Annotated in this window: 15 protein-coding genes; 8 read left to right on the forward strand and 7 right to left on the reverse strand. The window is 36.1% G+C overall.

All coding sequences use genetic code 11. The annotated features are described in order from the left end of the window. The first annotated feature begins 386 nt into the window (after window positions 1–386). The gene (locus tag BCR22_RS12005; RefSeq protein WP_069655126.1) at window positions 387–1925 is read left to right on the forward strand and encodes an ABC-F family ATP-binding cassette domain-containing protein; all 1539 of its coding nucleotides are present in this window, start codon (window positions 387–389) and stop codon (window positions 1923–1925) included. A 42-nt stretch (window positions 1926–1967) separates the two neighbouring features. On the opposite strand, the gene efaA is transcribed toward BCR22_RS12005, so the two are convergent. From efaA to BCR22_RS12025, 4 genes are all read right to left on the reverse strand, one after another. Then, window positions 1968–2897 (reverse strand): Mn/Fe ABC transporter substrate-binding lipoprotein EfaA, encoded by a 930-nt coding sequence (gene efaA, locus BCR22_RS12010; RefSeq protein WP_069655127.1) that lies wholly within the window; start codon window positions 2895–2897, stop codon window positions 1968–1970. Then, the gene (locus tag BCR22_RS12015; RefSeq protein WP_069655128.1) at window positions 2894–3751 is read right to left on the reverse strand and encodes a metal ABC transporter permease; all 858 of its coding nucleotides are present in this window, start codon (window positions 3749–3751) and stop codon (window positions 2894–2896) included. The genes efaA and BCR22_RS12015 overlap by 4 nt, the downstream gene beginning before the upstream one ends. Then, window positions 3748–4503 (reverse strand): metal ABC transporter ATP-binding protein, encoded by a 756-nt coding sequence (locus BCR22_RS12020; protein WP_069655129.1) that lies wholly within the window; start codon window positions 4501–4503, stop codon window positions 3748–3750. The genes BCR22_RS12015 and BCR22_RS12020 overlap by 4 nt, the downstream gene beginning before the upstream one ends. Before the next feature lie 281 nt (window positions 4504–4784). Continuing rightward, window positions 4785–5978, reverse strand: coding sequence for a serine hydrolase domain-containing protein (locus BCR22_RS12025; RefSeq protein ID WP_069655130.1), 1194 nt, complete (start codon window positions 5976–5978; stop codon window positions 4785–4787). A gap of 244 nt (window positions 5979–6222) precedes the next feature. Here BCR22_RS12025 and BCR22_RS12030 point away from each other — a divergent pair, with 244 nt between their 5' ends. From BCR22_RS12030 to mnmA, 5 genes are all read left to right on the forward strand, one after another. Then, window positions 6223–7188, forward strand: a complete 966-nt coding sequence (locus BCR22_RS12030) for a ribose-phosphate diphosphokinase (protein ID WP_069655131.1) — start codon at window positions 6223–6225, stop codon at window positions 7186–7188. 87 nt (window positions 7189–7275) lie between these two features. Next, window positions 7276–8172 (forward strand): EamA family transporter RarD, encoded by an 897-nt coding sequence (gene rarD / locus BCR22_RS12035; RefSeq protein WP_069655132.1) that lies wholly within the window; start codon window positions 7276–7278, stop codon window positions 8170–8172. A gap of 84 nt (window positions 8173–8256) precedes the next feature. Next, complete coding sequence (locus BCR22_RS12040) at window positions 8257–9402, forward strand: cysteine desulfurase family protein (RefSeq protein ID WP_069655133.1); 1146 nt, start codon at window positions 8257–8259, stop codon at window positions 9400–9402. A gap of 82 nt (window positions 9403–9484) precedes the next feature. Further along, the gene (locus tag BCR22_RS12045) at window positions 9485–9826 is read left to right on the forward strand and encodes a DUF1831 domain-containing protein (protein ID WP_069655134.1); all 342 of its coding nucleotides are present in this window, start codon (window positions 9485–9487) and stop codon (window positions 9824–9826) included. A 209-nt stretch (window positions 9827–10035) separates the two neighbouring features. Continuing rightward, window positions 10036–11160, forward strand: a complete 1125-nt coding sequence (gene mnmA, locus BCR22_RS12050; RefSeq protein ID WP_069655135.1) for a tRNA 2-thiouridine(34) synthase MnmA — start codon at window positions 10036–10038, stop codon at window positions 11158–11160. A 111-nt stretch (window positions 11161–11271) separates the two neighbouring features. Here the strand turns inward: mnmA and BCR22_RS12055 are convergent, their stop codons facing one another. Then, the gene (locus BCR22_RS12055; RefSeq protein WP_069655136.1) at window positions 11272–11655 is read right to left on the reverse strand and encodes a hypothetical protein; all 384 of its coding nucleotides are present in this window, start codon (window positions 11653–11655) and stop codon (window positions 11272–11274) included. A 225-nt stretch (window positions 11656–11880) separates the two neighbouring features. Here BCR22_RS12055 and BCR22_RS12060 point away from each other — a divergent pair, with 225 nt between their 5' ends. Next, the gene (locus BCR22_RS12060) at window positions 11881–12246 is read left to right on the forward strand and encodes a DUF1033 family protein (protein ID WP_069655137.1); all 366 of its coding nucleotides are present in this window, start codon (window positions 11881–11883) and stop codon (window positions 12244–12246) included. A 146-nt stretch (window positions 12247–12392) separates the two neighbouring features. On the opposite strand, the gene BCR22_RS12065 is transcribed toward BCR22_RS12060, so the two are convergent. Beyond that, complete coding sequence (locus tag BCR22_RS12065) at window positions 12393–13106, reverse strand: DsbA family oxidoreductase (RefSeq protein ID WP_083241831.1); 714 nt, start codon at window positions 13104–13106, stop codon at window positions 12393–12395. A gap of 184 nt (window positions 13107–13290) precedes the next feature. Between BCR22_RS12065 and BCR22_RS12070 the strand changes: the two genes are divergently transcribed. Continuing rightward, entirely contained in the window at window positions 13291–15372 is a 2082-nt protein-coding gene (locus tag BCR22_RS12070; RefSeq protein WP_069655138.1) for a DNA topoisomerase III, read from the forward strand. A 48-nt stretch (window positions 15373–15420) separates the two neighbouring features. Here BCR22_RS12070 and BCR22_RS12075 read toward each other — a convergent pair whose 3' ends face one another. Continuing rightward, window positions 15421–16353 carry a DUF1266 domain-containing protein gene (locus BCR22_RS12075; RefSeq protein WP_069655139.1) on the reverse strand — a complete coding sequence of 311 codons (933 nt, stop codon included), beginning with the start codon at window positions 16351–16353 and terminating at the stop codon, window positions 15421–15423. Window positions 16354–16559 lie beyond the last annotated feature (206 nt).

A 16559-nucleotide genomic window follows, 5' to 3' on the forward strand; every position in this document is an offset into this window, starting at 1 on the left:
CAAATGAATGTGATGAAGCATTGTTGTGGAGCCTAATAAAATGAACCCTTCATCGTCTAAATCAATACTGAATTTTTGAGACTAAGCTGTAGTCTTATTTTGTGTTGTTTTTGGCGATGAACTTGATTTTTATAACGCTGAACAAAGGACAACGTGTTTCGTACGTTGTCCTTTGTTGATACTGACAAGGGATGAGATAGGGGGACCTATTTGATTGCTTGTTTTTTTGTCTGGATAAGCAAATACCTTTCAGCCTAACGTACGAGAACGTTGGAGCAAACAATTTTAATTTTGAATCAATAAAACAGATAATTACTACAATTTACCATTAAAGAGAAGCAAAGAGAGCAGAAAAATCTTTGCAATAAACGAAAAGAGGAAGAAAGATGAGTTTATTAACAATCGAACACCTAACCCAACGTTTTGGCGAAAAAATTCTGTATGAAGATGCATCACTTCGTGTCAATAAAGGGGATCACATGGGGTTAACAGGTCAAAATGGTGTAGGGAAATCTACTTTAATCAAGATTTTAACAGGGGAAATTTTAGCGGATTATGGAACAATCACGTGGCAAAATAATACGAGAATTGGGTACTTGGATCAATATGTGGAAGTGATTGGCAATAGTACGATTAACGAATTTTTACACCAAGCATACAAGTCATTATACGAAATTGAAGGAAAAATCAATGATTTATACACAGAATTTGGTGAGAATGGTGCAGATAAATTATTAGAGCGAGCAGGGAACTTGCAAACACAGCTAGATGAAAGTGATTTTTATCAAATCGATACAATCATCAATGATCTTGCCAACGGACTTGGAATCGAAGCAATTGGCTTAGATCGACCAATGAATAATTTAAGTGGTGGACAGCGATCTAAAGTTATTTTAGCGAAACTACTTTTAGAAGAACCAGATGTTTTATTATTAGACGAACCAACAAACTACTTGGATGACACTCATATTCAGTGGTTGATCCATTATTTAAATGATTTTGATGGAACCTTTATTTTAGTTTCTCACGATTATCACTTTTTAAATGCCGTAACGAATTGTATTTGTGATATTGAATTTGCTAAATTAACGAAATATACAGGAAATGTTGAAAAATCTTTTGCTCAAAAAGAACAAAACAAAGAAAGCTACTTAAAACAATACCATGTGCAACAAGCGAAAATCGAAAAAGCCGAAGCGTATATTCGGAAGTACAAAGCTGGAAATCGTGCTACAATGGCGAAAAGTCGTCAAAAACAATTAGACCGAGTAGAACGAATGGCACCTCCAGGCAGTTTGATGAAACCACAGATTCAGTTTCCTTACCAACCAATCGTTGCCAGCTTGTCCCTGATTACAGGTGGATTGACGATTGGTTACACTGAACCATTATTAGCGCCAATTAATCTATCTGTCCACAGTGGTGAAAAAGTGGCAATCAAAGGATTTAATGGCATAGGAAAATCGACATTGATCAAAACGTTGACAGGAAAGATTAAACCAATCGATGGAGAATATCACTATCCAGCAAACACAAAAATTGCTTATTTTTCACAAGATTTACTTTGGGAAAATGATTATTTAACACCCCTTGCTTTTTTAAGTAATTGCTTTCCAAAAAAAACAGTGAAAGAAATTCGAACGTATTTAGCGAAATGTGGCTTACCAGACAAATTAGTGAATCAACAATTGCGTCTACTAAGCGGAGGGGAACAAACGAAAGTGAAGCTATGTGAGTTGACAATGGAGTCTAGTAATCTTATTTTTTTAGATGAACCAACGAACCATATTGATGCAGCTGCAAAAGAAAGCGTACGTCAAGCGATTCAGCAATTTCAGGGAACGATTGTCATCGTTTCACATGAGGAGGAGTTTTATACTGATATTACAGACCGTGTGATCAATATTGAGGAAATGATACAATAAAAAAATTGCTTCTAACAATTTAGACCGTTAGAAGCAATTTTTTTATTTCATTAAACCATCATGGATTTTATCTAAATTCCATTTCATCATTGCATAATAGCTATCGCCATCTTCCCCTTTTTTAGCAATAGAATCAGTAAAAATCGTACTATAAATTGGCAAATCTGTTTCTTTTGATACTCGTTCCATACTCCGTTTGTCGACACTTGTTTCAACAAATAAAGCAGGTACTTTTGTTTTGTGGATTTGATCAATGATTTGTTTCATTTGATCGGGTGTTCCTTGGCTTTCTGTATTGATTTCCCAAATATAAGCAGCAGTCAGTCCATATGCTTTAGAGAAGTATTTAAAAGCCCCTTCACTGGTAACGAGTAATTTTTGATTTTCGGGAATATCTGCGAATTTTTCTTTGGCTTCTTTGTCTAGAGCGTTAAGCTTTTCGATGTATTCTTTAGCATTTTTTTCATAAGTTTCTTTGTTTTTTGGATCTTTTTTACTCAATGTGTCTCTGATCGATTCTACATAAGCAATCCCGTTTTGAATATCTAGCCATGCATGTGGATCTTGTTCGTCTTCTTTTCCAGCACTCGTTAAATACATGGGTTCGACTTTCTTACTTACAGAGAAAAAGTCTTCATCTTCTTTTTTCTTAGCGGTTTCCATTAGTTTATTGAACCAACCGTTACCACCTGTTTCTAAGTTTAACCCATTGAAGAATAAAACATCAGCTTCCGAAGCTTTAGCCACATCTTCAGGTAGGGGTTCATATTCATGTGGATCTGTTCCGACCGGCACAATACTATGGAGATTAACTAAATCTTCTCCAACATTTTCGACCATATCGGCAAGAATCGAGTTCGTGGCAACAACGTTGATCTTTTCTTTTTCTGAAGTATTGGCAGAGTTAGGTTGACAAGCGACTAGTAAAAATAAACCGGCTAGAGCAGTGATAAAAAGTATTTTTTTTCTCATAAAGTTGGTTCCTCCGTTTTCTGTTTATTGACAAAAAATAGTCCTTTTTTTGGTGAAAATAGAAAGGCAATAATAAAAAATGCTGCGGCAGTTAAAACGATCGTAGCCCCCGATGCTAAATTGTACGAATAGCTAAAGAATAGGCCGATAATCGAACTTAGAATTCCGAAAAGAGAAGCTAAGGCAATCATAGTAGGCAAGTGATTCGTCAACAAGTAAGCGGTAGCGGCAGGAGTAATCAGCATAGCAATCACTAAAATCGTTCCGACTGTTTGTAAAGATGAAACAGCAACGAGCGTTAATAAAAACATTAAAGCATAGTGGAAAAATTGAACATTTAATCCATAGGCTTGTGCCATTGTAGGATCAAAAGAAGTAATTTGTAATTCTTTATAGAAGATTCCGACAAAAATCAATACGATGATCCCCACGATCACAGTAATCAATATATCAGAATCACGAACAGCTAGAACATTCCCAAAGAGAATATGATAAAGGTCAGTCGAACTTTTAGCAAAAGAAATCATAATAATTCCTAAAGCAAAAAATGAACTGAAGACAACCCCAATAGCTGTATCGTTTTTTAACTGACTTTTTTGAGTGATAAATCCGATCAATAAAGCAGCTAGAATACCGAAAATCGATGCCCCAAAAATATAATTGACCCCAAACATATAAGAAGCTGCTACTCCTGGGAGTACGGCATGAGAAATTGCATCTCCCATCAAAGACATTCCTCGTAAAACAATAAATGAACCAATAATTCCTGAAACCAATCCAACGATGATCGAGGTGATCAAAGCATTTTGTAAAAATTGGTAACGAACCAAACCATCAATAAAATTTGCAATCATGCGTCAGCCACCCCTTTGATCATAATATCGCCCATTGTGTCACCATAGGCTAATTGAATATTTTTGTTTGTAAACGTTGTTGCAACAGGACCACTAGCAATCAATTTTTTCTTTAAAATGATCACATTATCAAAGTAATGAGCAACTTTGTGAAGATCATGATGAACGATCAAAATCGTTTTTCCGGCATCTTTTAATTGTTTTAGAATATCCATGATCACTTTTTCGCTGGTCATATCGATGCCTACAAAGGGTTCATCCAAGACGATGACATCTGCTTTTTGAGCGAGAACGCGCGCAATGAATACTCGTTGTAATTGACCACCGGATAATTCACCGATTTGACGTTTGGCAAATGCCTCCAACTGAACGGTTTTGAGGGCTGCCAAAGCTTGTTCTTTTTCTTTCTTTTTAGGTCGTTTCATCAAACCCAGTTTCGGATATGTTCCTAAGAGAACGACTTCCATAACATTGATTGGAAAAGAAAGGTCTAATGCACTCCGTTGTTCTACATAAGCGATTCTCTTTTTCTGTGTATCCAGAGGTTGCTCTCCAATTGCTACAGTTCTGGAGTCTGTTTTAAGTAGACCTAGCAATCCCTTTAGAAATGTTGACTTTCCGGCTCCATTTGGACCGATGATCCCCGTTATTTTTCCAGCAGGAATGTTTAAAGAAATATCAGTTAGCGCTTTTTGACCTTGATAACTAACTGTTAACTGTTTGATTGTAACATTATTGTTATTTATAGACATAAAAAAACCTCCTTTTTAGGTTTGCCTTAAAATCAGTATAAGATAAACTTAAAATAAAATCAATCCATTTTTTAGGTTCGCCTAAAAATAAACGAAAAAAGAGGCCGGATACAACTCTACGAGTCATATCTCAGCCTAAAAGAATTCAAATAAACGATATAAGTAAAAGCAGCGCCTTCGGAAATTAGCTCAAAAACACAACGAGGGACGTATTGATATTATACAGCATCTACTTGTTTTTCGGAGTTAATTACGTCTCTCTCAACTTCTTTATAGTAAAATTATTCGCTTTGATCGGATTCTAATAAGTCGAAAATTGAATCAGCTAATTTCGAATGGGAATCATTTTTTGGGTATTGATTTGATAATAAAATGACTGCATTTTTTCGGTCTTTTGAGAACATTGCATTTGATTCGAAACCTGCTTCGTTACCATGTCCTTTGATATGGGTTGCGAAATTGTATAATCCGCCCATATATTTTGTTTCAGTTTCAGGAGTCCAAACTTCTTCCATGATTTGTTGGTCAATAATTTTTCCTTCAAATAAGTCAGAGTAAAATAAATAAAGATCGCCGACGGTCATGCCAACATTTCCTGTTCCAACTTCTTGATCAAATGTTAATGGATTGTCATTGATTTGGGTGCCAAAATCTTTACCAGACGCTGGTTTATACGCATAGGTTCGATTCGAAGAGTGTATAAAGTCATCATAAAAGCATGTATGAGACAAATTTAGTCCTTGAATAAAGGTTTGCGTAAATAAAGTTCGATAAGACTGACCAGTCACTTGTTCTAGAATACCAACTAAAATAGAGTAATTAACTCCTTCATATTTATATTTTCCATAAACGCCCATAGTGGCATTGGCAATAGAAAACTGAATGAAATCATCATCCGTCATCAAAATAGTAGGCTTGACCTTTTGCTCTAATCCGGAAGTCATTGAGAGTAATTGGCGAATGGTTATTTTCTGGCTATCTGGAATTGTAGGATAAAATTGATCTAAAGTATCATCCAACGAAAGTTTTCTCGCTTGAACTTGCTTTAAAATAAGTGAAGCGGTAAAAGCTTTTTGAATCGAACCGATTTGAAAGGTAGCGTCATAAGTGTTCGGTCGACTTTCAGAAACATTGGCATAGCCAAAGCCTTTTTGCAATATGATTTGTCCGTTGTGAATAATTAAAGCTGTACCTGTAAACTGAATATCTTCTAGTTTTTGGTTTAGTTCTTCAGCAAAATCTGAACTGGGTTGAACTTCTTGATTAAAGTTTTTCGTTTGCTCTATATCTTGGGTATTTGAAGGAGAAGATTCAGTCATCATACTTGTTTCGCTTGAGTTGGTTTGCGATGAAGAATCAGGCTGGTTTTGATAGAACAAAAGATAACATTCTACCATGACCAAAAGAATCAAAACTAAAATGATGAATGCAGGGATAAAAGAATTTCTTTTTTTATGATGTTTTTTGTAATGCATGAGTTCAGGCACCTCCGATTATTAATTTATTTTACTTATATTTTGTTGAAACACAAGATGATCCTATAAGATTTTACGAACAGTTTTGTAAGCACAACTATTCTTCATTTAAAAGTCGATAGATTTTCAATTATTTTTCACAAGAAAGCAAAAGATTCATGATTTTTTTAGCAATCAATGTTAAAATAGAAACTGAAGTTTTTAACTATAGGAAAAGAAAAATACCTAGATCACGGAGGAAATCATGACCCAAAAATACAAGGATAAAACATTACGAATCTTTAGTTTGAATGCCAATCGCCCTTTAGCGGAGAAAATTGCTGAAGTTGTCGGGACTGAACTGGGAAAAAGTACGGTGCGCCAATTTAGTGACGGAGAGATTCAAATCAATATTGAAGAGAGTATTCGTGGGGACCATGTTTTTCTTGTTCAGTCAACCAACCTTCCAGTTAATGATAATTTAATGGAATTGTTGATCATGATTGATGCATTAAAACGAGCAAGTGCTAAAACAATCAATGTAGTGCTGCCTTATTATGGGTATGCTAGACAAGATCGTACGGCTAAGCCAAGAGAACCTATTACCGCAAAATTAGTCGCCAATTTATTAGAAGAAGCCGGAGCAACGCGTGTCTTGACCTTGGATTTACACACTGTTCAAGTCCAAGGATTCTTCGATATTCCAGTAGACAATCTATTCACAATGCCGTTATTCGCGCACAATTATCGTGAGCAACAGTTGACAGGTGACGATATCGTGGTTGTTTCACCTAAAAATAGTGGGGTGCAGCGTGCTAGAAGTTTATCGGAATATTTAGATGCGACACTTGCAATTATTGATCAAGATGAAGTAGATGGTGTACGTTCAGGTTACGTTATCGGAGAAGTCAAAGGTAAGACATGTATTTTAGTCGATGATATTTTAAATTCCGGTAGTACTATGGCAACAGCTGCTAAGATTTTAAAAGAAAATGGCGCCAAATCTATTTATGCTTGTGCGTCTCATGGTTTACTATCTAAAGGGGCTAAAGAGAGGTTAGATGCATCACCGATCGAGCAAATTTGTGTAACGGACTCTGTTTTCATTTCTGAGGACCGCAAACCTGATGCTTTAAGTATCGTTTCTTGTGCGGAGCTTATGGGTGAGGCAGTTAAACGAATCCACGAAAATACGCCGATGAGTCCACTATTTCGTTTAGAAGAGAAATAAGACCGATTGAGTTAAATCAAGAAAGAAGTTCAGTTATTGTTTTATACTGGGCTTCTTTTTATCATTTAATAGAATGGAGTTGTACATGTGAAGGAACAGAAAAAAGGAATCTTATTTGGATTTATTGCGTATATATTTTGGGGGATCATCCCAATTTACTGGAAATTGCTACCTACAGTCGATCCGTTGGATATCTTATGCTATCGAATAGTTTGGTCATTTGTCTTTATGATTCTTTATATTTTGATCACTAGAAGATGGTCATTATTTTTAGCAGAAGTTAACGTTGTATTACAAGACAAGAAAAAATTATTCGCTATTATTTGCGCCGCTATGCTGATTTCAGTAAATTGGTTTACCTTTATTTATACGGTTAGCCAGGGACATGTTACACAAGCTAGCTTAGGTTATTATATAAATCCGTTAGTGAATGTGTTGCTAGCAACATTGATCTTGAAGGAAAAATTGAGTCGTTCGGGAATGATTGCATGTGGGTTAGCACTGTTCGGTGTTCTGTTATTAACGATTCAAACAGGAGAAATTCCATATGCGCCATTAATTATGGCGGTGACCTTCAGTTTTTACGGGTTGATCAAAAAAGGGATAACCGTAAGTTCATATACGGGCTTGACCATTGAGACAGTGGTTATTATGCCAATAGCGGTCATTTATTTAGTCTTCTTTTCAAGACAAGGATTTATGCACTATGAACTGTCTACTAATTTATTATTGATGGGAGCAGGCATCGTGACGGCTATTCCATTATTGCTATTTGCACAAGCAGCAAAACAAACTTCCTACATTATTCTAGGATTCATTCAATATATAGGCCCAACAATCATGTTGCTTTCTGCACTCTTTTTATACCATGAACCCTATTCAGCAGAGCAATTTATCGCCTTTGGTTTTATTTGGTTAGCGATAGCAGTGTTTACGTATGGCAATATTTACACGTATCGCAAGGAAAAACGGTTCGCCAAGTGAGAAGCTTAAGAATCAATCTTTGAGGAACTTTTCTAGTTATGTTAAACTAATCCCATTAAAAAGGATTCAGAAAGGATGAGTTCAGTGGAACCCATTTATTTAGATCACGCAGCAACAACACCAGCGCATCCAGCAGTTATTGAGATAATGGCCAGTGAATTGGCTAACACATTTGGTAATCCATCTAGTATCCATACATTTGGTAGAAAAGCACATCGTACCTTAGAAGATATCCGTCAAGTGATTGCAGCTAGTCTTAAAGTGAGCCCTCATGAAATTATTTTTAATAGTGGTGGGACTGAAGGGGATAACACAGCAATCATCGAAACGGCGCTTTCTAGAAAAAATCAAGGGATGCATTTGATCACAACGGCGATCGAACATCCAGCTGTTTTAGAAACCATGAAATATTTGGAAGAATTAGGTTTTGAAGTCACCTATTTACCTGTTGATGAACGTGGAGAATTGTCTATCACAGATTTCGAGAATGCCTTAAGAAAAGATACAACATTGGTTTCTGTGATGTACGGTAATAATGAAATCGGTAATTTGCTCCCAATCAAAGAAATCGGCGCTTTACTAGAATCACATCCAGCGATTTTTCATACAGATGCCGTACAAGCGTATGGTTCTGAACAGATTTCACCTCACGAATTAGGGATCGATTTATTAAGTATATCTGCTCATAAAATCAATGGACCAAAGGGTGTGGGCTTCTTATTTAAAAATGACAACATTTCGTTGCCCTCATTTTTACATGGTGGCGAGCAGGAAGAAAAACGTCGGGCAGGAACGGAAAACTTAGCTGGCATTGCAGGTATGGGCAAAGCGGTTGAGCTATTATCAGATAGTGAAAAAAAACAACGACATGAAAAATATGCTGATTTTGAGCGAATGATTTTAGCTCAACTAGATCAAGCTCAGATTGAGTATCAGGTCAATGGCAATCCTGAAAATAAATTAGGTCATATTCTAAACTTACGGTTTTCAGGTGTCTCAAGCGAGCTGTTATTGATGCATTTAGATCTTCAAGGTGTGGCAATCTCAACGGGATCGGCTTGTACGGCTGGCACAGTAGAGCCTTCTCATGTTTTAGAAGCAATGTATGGCGAGAACCATCCTGCAATCAAGGAATCTGTTCGGATCAGTTTTGGGTTAGGCAATGATGAAGTACAAATTCAACGTTTCGTAGCGCTATTGATCGAAACAATCAAAAAAATTAAACAGTAATGCAATAAAAATAAGATTAGAACTAGTAAAAAGAAAGCGCACCAATTATAATAGAAGAGACAAAAAATAAAGAGGTGGAAAAATGGCATTTAAAGAAAAGGCAACAGTCGAAGGTTGTACGGTATTTTATAAGGTAAATGAACAAGCAAAAAAATACACACTGAAAGATAATGGCTTCACTGAAACAAATTCAGGAAATTTTCAATTGATTCGTCCATTAGATGGGACACCCCAAAGTAAAGAAGGATTTAAATTAAAAATCACGATTGCTGAAGATCTGAAAACATTGAAAATGTCAGTAACAACTGCAAATGGATTGAAAGCAATGAATATCTTTAAGAGTGAATCTCATGCAATGAGTCAAGAGAAGTTTTATTTCTTGATGGATGGTATGATTAGCCGCGGTGTGTTTGAGAAAGCGTAATGTTCAAATCCTGAAAATAAGACAAGGTCAAAAAGATCGAGTCTTATTTTTTTACTATCAAAATGAAGAAAGATTTTGCAAAGAAGGACGTTGTATTCTCTTAATACCTTTACTTCTTCCAAAATCCTAGTATAATAAGTATCACTGAAAAGTTACGACCTTCAAATCGTAGATGCATTCAGAATCTAAATTGAAATGATGGTGATCAAATGACAGATAACAGCAAAACTCGTGTCGTTGTGGGCATGAGCGGAGGCGTAGATTCTTCTGTTACAGCACTGCTTTTAAAAGAGCAAGGCTATGATGTTGTGGGTATCTTTATGAAAAATTGGGATGACACGGATGAAAATGGTGTGTGTACAGCTACCGAAGACTACAAAGATGTAGCAAAAGTTGCCGATCAAATCGGTATTCCTTATTACTCTGTAAATTTTGAAAAAGAATATTGGGATCGCGTATTTGAGTATTTCCTTAAAGAATATCGCTTGGGACGAACGCCAAATCCTGATGTGATGTGTAATAAAGAAATCAAATTCAAAGCCTTTTTGGAATATGCCATGCAATTAGGCGCAGATTATGTTGCAACTGGACATTATGCTCAAGTAGAACGAAAAGAAGATGGCACCGTACGTATGTTGCGTGGTATAGATAACAATAAAGACCAAACTTATTTCTTAAGTCAATTATCTCAAGCTCAATTGGCTAAAACCATGTTTCCTTTAGGCGGTATGGAAAAATCAGAAGTTCGAGCAATCGCTGAACGTGCTGATTTAGCAACAGCGAAGAAAAAAGATTCAACCGGGATTTGTTTTATTGGAGAAAAGAACTTCAAGCAATTTTTAAGTACCTATTTACCTGCTAACAAAGGAAATATGGTGACTTTAGATGGTGAAATCAAAGGACAACATGATGGTTTGATGTATTATACCATTGGGCAACGTCAAGGTTTAGGCATTGGCGGTGGCAAAGGTTCACAAGAACCTTGGTTTGTAGTGGGAAAAGACTTAGCAACGAATACATTATATGTTGGACAAGGGTTTCATCATGAACAATTATATGCAACGCATTTAGACGCAAGTGAAATCCATTTCACAGTCGATACAGAAATGCCAAGAGAATTTGAATGTACGGCGAAATTCCGCTATCGTCAAGAGGATATACCAGTCAAAGTTGTGTTAACTGGTGACGGAGCGACAGCGAAAGTGATTTTTTCTGAACCTGTTCGTGCCATCACTCCAGGACAAGCAGTCGTCTTTTATGATGGCATGGAATGTCTTGGTGGTGGCTTGATTGACCAAGCCTATCAAGAAGAAAAAATATTGCAATATATTTAATCAAAGCGGTTGGGACAGGAGTGTTTAATCCCGAAAAATAAGGAGGGATTGCTCCTGAACCCACCGTTTATAAGGATTCAATGTGAGCGGGATATGACTCAAAGAGTTGTCCTACTCATTTTTTTTAGTAATATAAGCTCTTGATTCAGGCGAAATAACAAGATAAATCATTGAAGCAAACTCGATCACACGAAATGCTAGCATAAGCATTTTAGGAAACATACTGACCATCATAGGAGGATAAATGTACATTAAAAAGATAAATGGAATGAAAAGAATGGAAATGATGTACCCTTTTTTACCACCCGTCATCAATCCGGCAATCTCAATAATGTAAATAAGATAGACAAATATCTGATACCAAACATCCGATCCAAATGTTCCATTTCCTTCGACCACCGTTTTTAGCGCTATGATCAATGAAATAATAAGTAAAATATTATTATATAAGAGTAAATAAATCGCAATCGAGTTCCAAAATACAGGTTTTTTCATAATAAGAAACGTTCCTTTCTATTCTTTCCATATTTTAGCAAATGCTATTTCTATTCGCAATCAAATAAAGTAGGAATTAAGTTTATTCTTTCGTATAGAATAACTTGTGGTGGAATAAAAAATCGCAAACGTTTAAACAAAAAGAATTTCACAAGCACTTAAGTTGAAAAGTTTTTGGGAAGTGACTAGAATAGCTCTTGTAGAAAGAATTGGAGTGATCGATCAATGTATCAAGTGGTTACCATGTACGGCGATAATGAACCTTGGTGGTTTTTTGAAGACTGGCAAGAAGATATTGAAGAAAATAAAACGTTTAATTGTTTAGAAGATGCCGAACGTTACTACATAAAAAAATGGCAAGAACTTTCTTCAACATATGAATACATAAATACAAAAGTGAATTATTTGGCAGCCTTTTGGAATGCTGGTGATGAACGCTGGTGCGAGGAATGTGACGAAGATTTGCAACAATACAAAGGAATAGCTTTGCTGAAAGACTTGCAGGCTGTAACATTTGAAAGTGGCGATGATTTTCATGAAAGGCATAATGACTGTGCTAAGCCGAAATGTTGTAAATCGAGTTTTGCTTAAATGAACCAATAAAAGGGTTAGAAGAGTGAGAGAACAGAATTGTTTCTTACTTTTCTAACTTTTTATATTCTATTAGAGCAAACAACCGAGTAATCAAAAATCTGATTCACAGTATGAGTTGAACAAAAATTAGTTTGAAGACATGATTAATCTGTACAAACCCATTTGCCATTTTCCATGTTGCAAGATCCATGCTCGGACTCATTATTTTCGATTACTTCAATAATAGGTGTTTCTTTATCTTTGATCGTCTCGATAGCTTGGCTGATTTGGTCCATTGGTTGTGCACCGCTAATCAGATATTTTCCGTTAACGATCAATGCAGGGTCGCCTGTAAGTTGATAAGTATTAGCTAAAAGAAAATCGTCTTCAACTAAAGTTAGAGTAGCTGGATCAGTGAAGGTCTGTTGCCACTTTTTAAAATCAATCGAGCTAGCTTTTACGATGGACTCAATCACGTTTAGATCATCAATATTTTGGCTATTAACGAATAAGCCTGTCTGCAAAGCATCAAAAACAGACCAATAACCGGTCTGCCCTCCTACGACACCAGCTGCCTTTGAAGCAAGCAAACTGTTCATAGAGGTTGGGAAAAGAAAATCAGCCTCGTTCATTCCTTCGATATTAAAGCGATGGAGAGCATCATTTTGATTCGCATGAACCCAGTGGGATAAAATATCATTTTTTGCATTTTCTCTTGAGCCAAACATTTCCTCGTGACCTTTTGAATCTCTAGCTAAAGCAAAAGAGCGGTGTATAATTTTGACTTCAGGCATTTCTTTTTGAACTTGTCTCATTCTATAGGACATGGGAAAACAAAAACTGCAGATAACGTCGTGAAAAAATTTAATTGCAATCATAGCTTCTCCTTGATAATCATTATTTTAGCTTACAATTAGTAAGTATATGCTCTTTTATAGGCATTTCAATGAAAAAGCGTAAATAAGAGGCGAAAAGAATAGGGAGAGTGTGGTAAAATCTACCTATTGACATTTTACAGATAAATTCAATTTACATAAGGAATACAGAAAGTGAGTGAATAAAATGGCGAATAAACAACTGATCATTGCTGAAAAACCGAGTGTTGCCAAAGATTTAAGTAAAGTACTTGGCGCCAATCAAAAAAATAAAAGCTACTACGAAGGCCCAAATGTCATTGTGACTTGGGCATTAGGACATCTGCTAGGATTAAAAATGCCGGAAGATATCAACAAAGAATGGCAGTCTTGGCAAATGGAGACTTTACCAATGGTACCCAAAAATCTAGGGATCAAACCATTACCCAAAACGGGTCATCAATTAAAAGCCATCAAACAATTAGCGAACAGAAAAGATGTCACAGAAGCAGTTATCGCAACGGATGCTGGACGTGAAGGAGAACTTGTTGCTCGTTGGATTTTAGAATATGTTCATTTTAATAAGCCAGTTAAGCGTTTATGGATCTCTTCTCAAACAGACAAAGCAATCAAAGATGGCTTCAAAAAATTAAGACCAGCTAAAGAATATGACAACTTATATTATTCAGCCTTAGCTCGTGCAAAAGCGGACTGGTTAGTGGGATTGAATGTTACTAGAGCTTTGACTGTGAAGTATCAAGATAGCTTATCAGCAGGACGTGTACAAACACCAACCCTATCTTTGGTCCGTCAACAAGAAAAGAAAATCGAAGGCTTTAGACCGCAAACGTATTTTTCAGTGGAACTATACGTTCAAAAAGAAAAAGCTAAATTAGTTCAAAGTAATCCATATGCCTTAAAAGAACGCAAAGATGTCGAATCCTTTGTAAAAAAATTAAGCGAAGGCAAAGGAAAAGTAACTGATATTCAAGAAAAAACAAAGACAGAACAAGCACCGTTGCCTTATGATCTAACCGAAATTCAAAGAGAAGCAAACCAACGCTACCAATTTTCAGCGAAGAAAACGCTATCGCTTGTTCAAAGTCTCTATGAATTTCATAAAATTGTGACGTATCCAAGAACAGATAGTAAGTATTTAACAACGGATATGAAAGCTACTATGAAAGAACGCTTGCAAGCAGTCAACGATTTTTCACCAGAAGTTAAAACCTACATCAAAGACGGCGGTCAAGTGAAACTAACAAAAGTATTCCAAAATGAGAAGGTCACAGATCATCATGCCTTGATCCCGACAGAACAACGCCCACGCTATGAGAAGCTAAGTGGGGATGAACAAAAAATCTATAACATGATTGTGACTCGTTTCCTAGGGATGTTTGCAGAATCTCATCGCACGAAACAAACAAAAGTAATCGTGAATTTTGGCAAAGAACAATTTATCTTCCGTCAAAGTAAAGTTGAAGTTGCTGGTTGGAAACAAGAAAAAGAAGAAGTCGTTCCGTCTGTGGATTGGAGATTAGGCATGATCATACCGCCGAATTTCACTATAAACAAAGAACTCACTACGCCACCTAAACCTTTAACTGAAGGAACCTTACTCGGTTTGATGGAAAAACACAGCTTAGGAACGCCTGCCACACGAGCAGAAATCATTGAAAAACTAATCAAATCAGAATTGATGGAACGGAATACGAATGGGTTAAATGTTTCTCCGAAAGGGAAGCAATTACTAGAATTAGTCAATCCGTCATTGGTAACGCCAGAACTAACTGAAAAATGGGAAAAAACACTTGAAGCTATCGCCAAAGGCAAACAAAGTAGCACTGTTTTTCTAAAAGAAATCGAACAAGACACGAAAAAATTAGTCAACGAAATCAAACAAAGCGAAAGCAAATACCAAGACTTTTCGATCACGCAAAAGAAATGCCCAGAATGCGGCTCAAATTTACGTGAGAAAAATACCAAAGATGGAAAAATCTATGTTTGCTCCAACCAAGATTGTAACTATCGCCGTAGAAAAGATCCAAAAGTATCTAATCATCGTTGTCCACAATGCCATCGGAAAATGGAAATCATCGATGGTAAAAACGGTTCATACTTCAAATGTAAGTACTGCTCAATCACTGAAAAAATGCAAGATAAAAAAGAACGTAGTAAAAAACTTACAAAACATGAAGAACGTAAGTTAATGAAAAAATACTCACAAAAAGAAGAACCAGAAGAAAGTGCATTAGCACAAGCGCTGAAAGCAGCGATGAAAAACGATTGATCACAAAAAATCCAACCATTAGCTATTCTTTTGGTTGGATTTTTTACGTTACAGTTCACTAAGCGGGTATTTTTTCCAAATATTTTGCTGGAATTCATTTACGTCATCCTCGGGATAAAAAGAAAAGAGCCAGGAAAAATGCTCGATATACCATTCTTGATAAGGATCACCAGACCAAATATATCGGCCAACTAAAAAAGATACAGCAAGTTGTTCCCAAGAAGAAAAGTCTTGTACGACCAATTCGTTAAATGCAAGGATGTAGCGCCACGTTTCGTTTTCATCAAGATAGCCTAAATTATAACAATCTTTTGCCATGCTTGCGCCACGGATATAATCCCAACCACTAAGATTCGTAAAGTTGTAGATGATGTTGGGGTTGATGTAATCAATCTGTTTGCTGTGAATAGAATATGTAATTTGATTGACATTTTTGATCAATTCAGAGATTTCTTCTGTTAACTCAGCTGGATTACGTAGCTGAGCTATGAGGGCATTTTTTTGAGTGATGATAGTCTTGTCATTTCGATGACCAGAATGAAGCAACCAATCAAGTTGTTTTTTTGCAGAAGTCATATCAACAATTCCCCAAGACTCGTTTATATTCTCTTTTCCCTTTAGAATATCTTCGGGTTTTTGCAGTAAAAACTTATTCAAGCATTCAACAGTCCGATAGGGATGAAGTGAAAATAACGCGCCCAGAGCCAGATATTTTCTTTTCTCTTCCGGTGCAATATGGTTAAATAGAAAATCGTCTTGTTGATTTTCTAAGGTTGAAGCAGAGCCAGATAAATTCCGTATAAAAATAAAAAGGCCAATGAGAAGTGATAGACCACCGCCTATCAAAACGTAACCTGCGTAACCAGTATTCCAGTCAACATAGGTATCTTTTGTGAACCCCATAAAAAGGAAAACTAGCCCCAATAAAAGAAAGACTCCTGATTTACTTAGCGCACGTGAAAGACGAATATACAACAACATAATAATAGTACCTCCTTTTTAAAAAAATTATAACAAAAAGTTATATATTTGTACATATTAGCTTTACTTTACCGTCACTTCAGTGATATAAATAGAGTAAGCAGTTTCAGAGTGTAGAGTTTTTAAAAGTTAGACAACCATTTACGGTATGTTGAATCAATTACAAGTAATTGATCAAATGAAAAAAATTATTGTAGGCAAAATCT

Source organism: Enterococcus plantarum, assembly GCF_001730295.1.
Taxonomy (GTDB): Bacteria; Bacillota; Bacilli; order Lactobacillales; family Enterococcaceae; genus Enterococcus_L; species Enterococcus_L plantarum.

Excerpts from the sequence above, each read along its gene's own strand:
- BCR22_RS12005 (WP_069655126.1), top strand. The coding sequence starts at position 387 with ATGAGTTTATTAACAATCGAACACCTAACCCAACGTTTTGGCGAAAAA.
- efaA (WP_069655127.1), bottom strand. The coding sequence starts at position 2,897 with ATGAGAAAAAAAATACTTTTTATCACTGCTCTAGCCGGTTTATTTTTA.
- BCR22_RS12015 (WP_069655128.1), bottom strand. The coding sequence starts at position 3,751 with ATGATTGCAAATTTTATTGATGGTTTGGTTCGTTACCAATTTTTACAA.
- BCR22_RS12020 (WP_069655129.1), bottom strand. The coding sequence starts at position 4,503 with ATGTCTATAAATAACAATAATGTTACAATCAAACAGTTAACAGTTAGT.
- BCR22_RS12025 (WP_069655130.1), bottom strand. The coding sequence starts at position 5,978 with ATGCATTACAAAAAACATCATAAAAAAAGAAATTCTTTTATCCCTGCA.
- BCR22_RS12030 (WP_069655131.1), top strand. The coding sequence starts at position 6,223 with ATGACCCAAAAATACAAGGATAAAACATTACGAATCTTTAGTTTGAAT.
- BCR22_RS12045 (WP_069655134.1), top strand. The coding sequence starts at position 9,485 with ATGGCATTTAAAGAAAAGGCAACAGTCGAAGGTTGTACGGTATTTTAT.
- mnmA (WP_069655135.1), top strand. The coding sequence starts at position 10,036 with ATGACAGATAACAGCAAAACTCGTGTCGTTGTGGGCATGAGCGGAGGC.
- BCR22_RS12055 (WP_069655136.1), bottom strand. The coding sequence starts at position 11,655 with ATGAAAAAACCTGTATTTTGGAACTCGATTGCGATTTATTTACTCTTA.
- BCR22_RS12060 (WP_069655137.1), top strand. The coding sequence starts at position 11,881 with ATGTATCAAGTGGTTACCATGTACGGCGATAATGAACCTTGGTGGTTT.
- BCR22_RS12065 (WP_083241831.1), bottom strand. The coding sequence starts at position 13,106 with ATGATTGCAATTAAATTTTTTCACGACGTTATCTGCAGTTTTTGTTTT.
- BCR22_RS12070 (WP_069655138.1), top strand. The coding sequence starts at position 13,291 with ATGGCGAATAAACAACTGATCATTGCTGAAAAACCGAGTGTTGCCAAA.
- BCR22_RS12075 (WP_069655139.1), bottom strand. The coding sequence starts at position 16,353 with ATGTTGTTGTATATTCGTCTTTCACGTGCGCTAAGTAAATCAGGAGTC.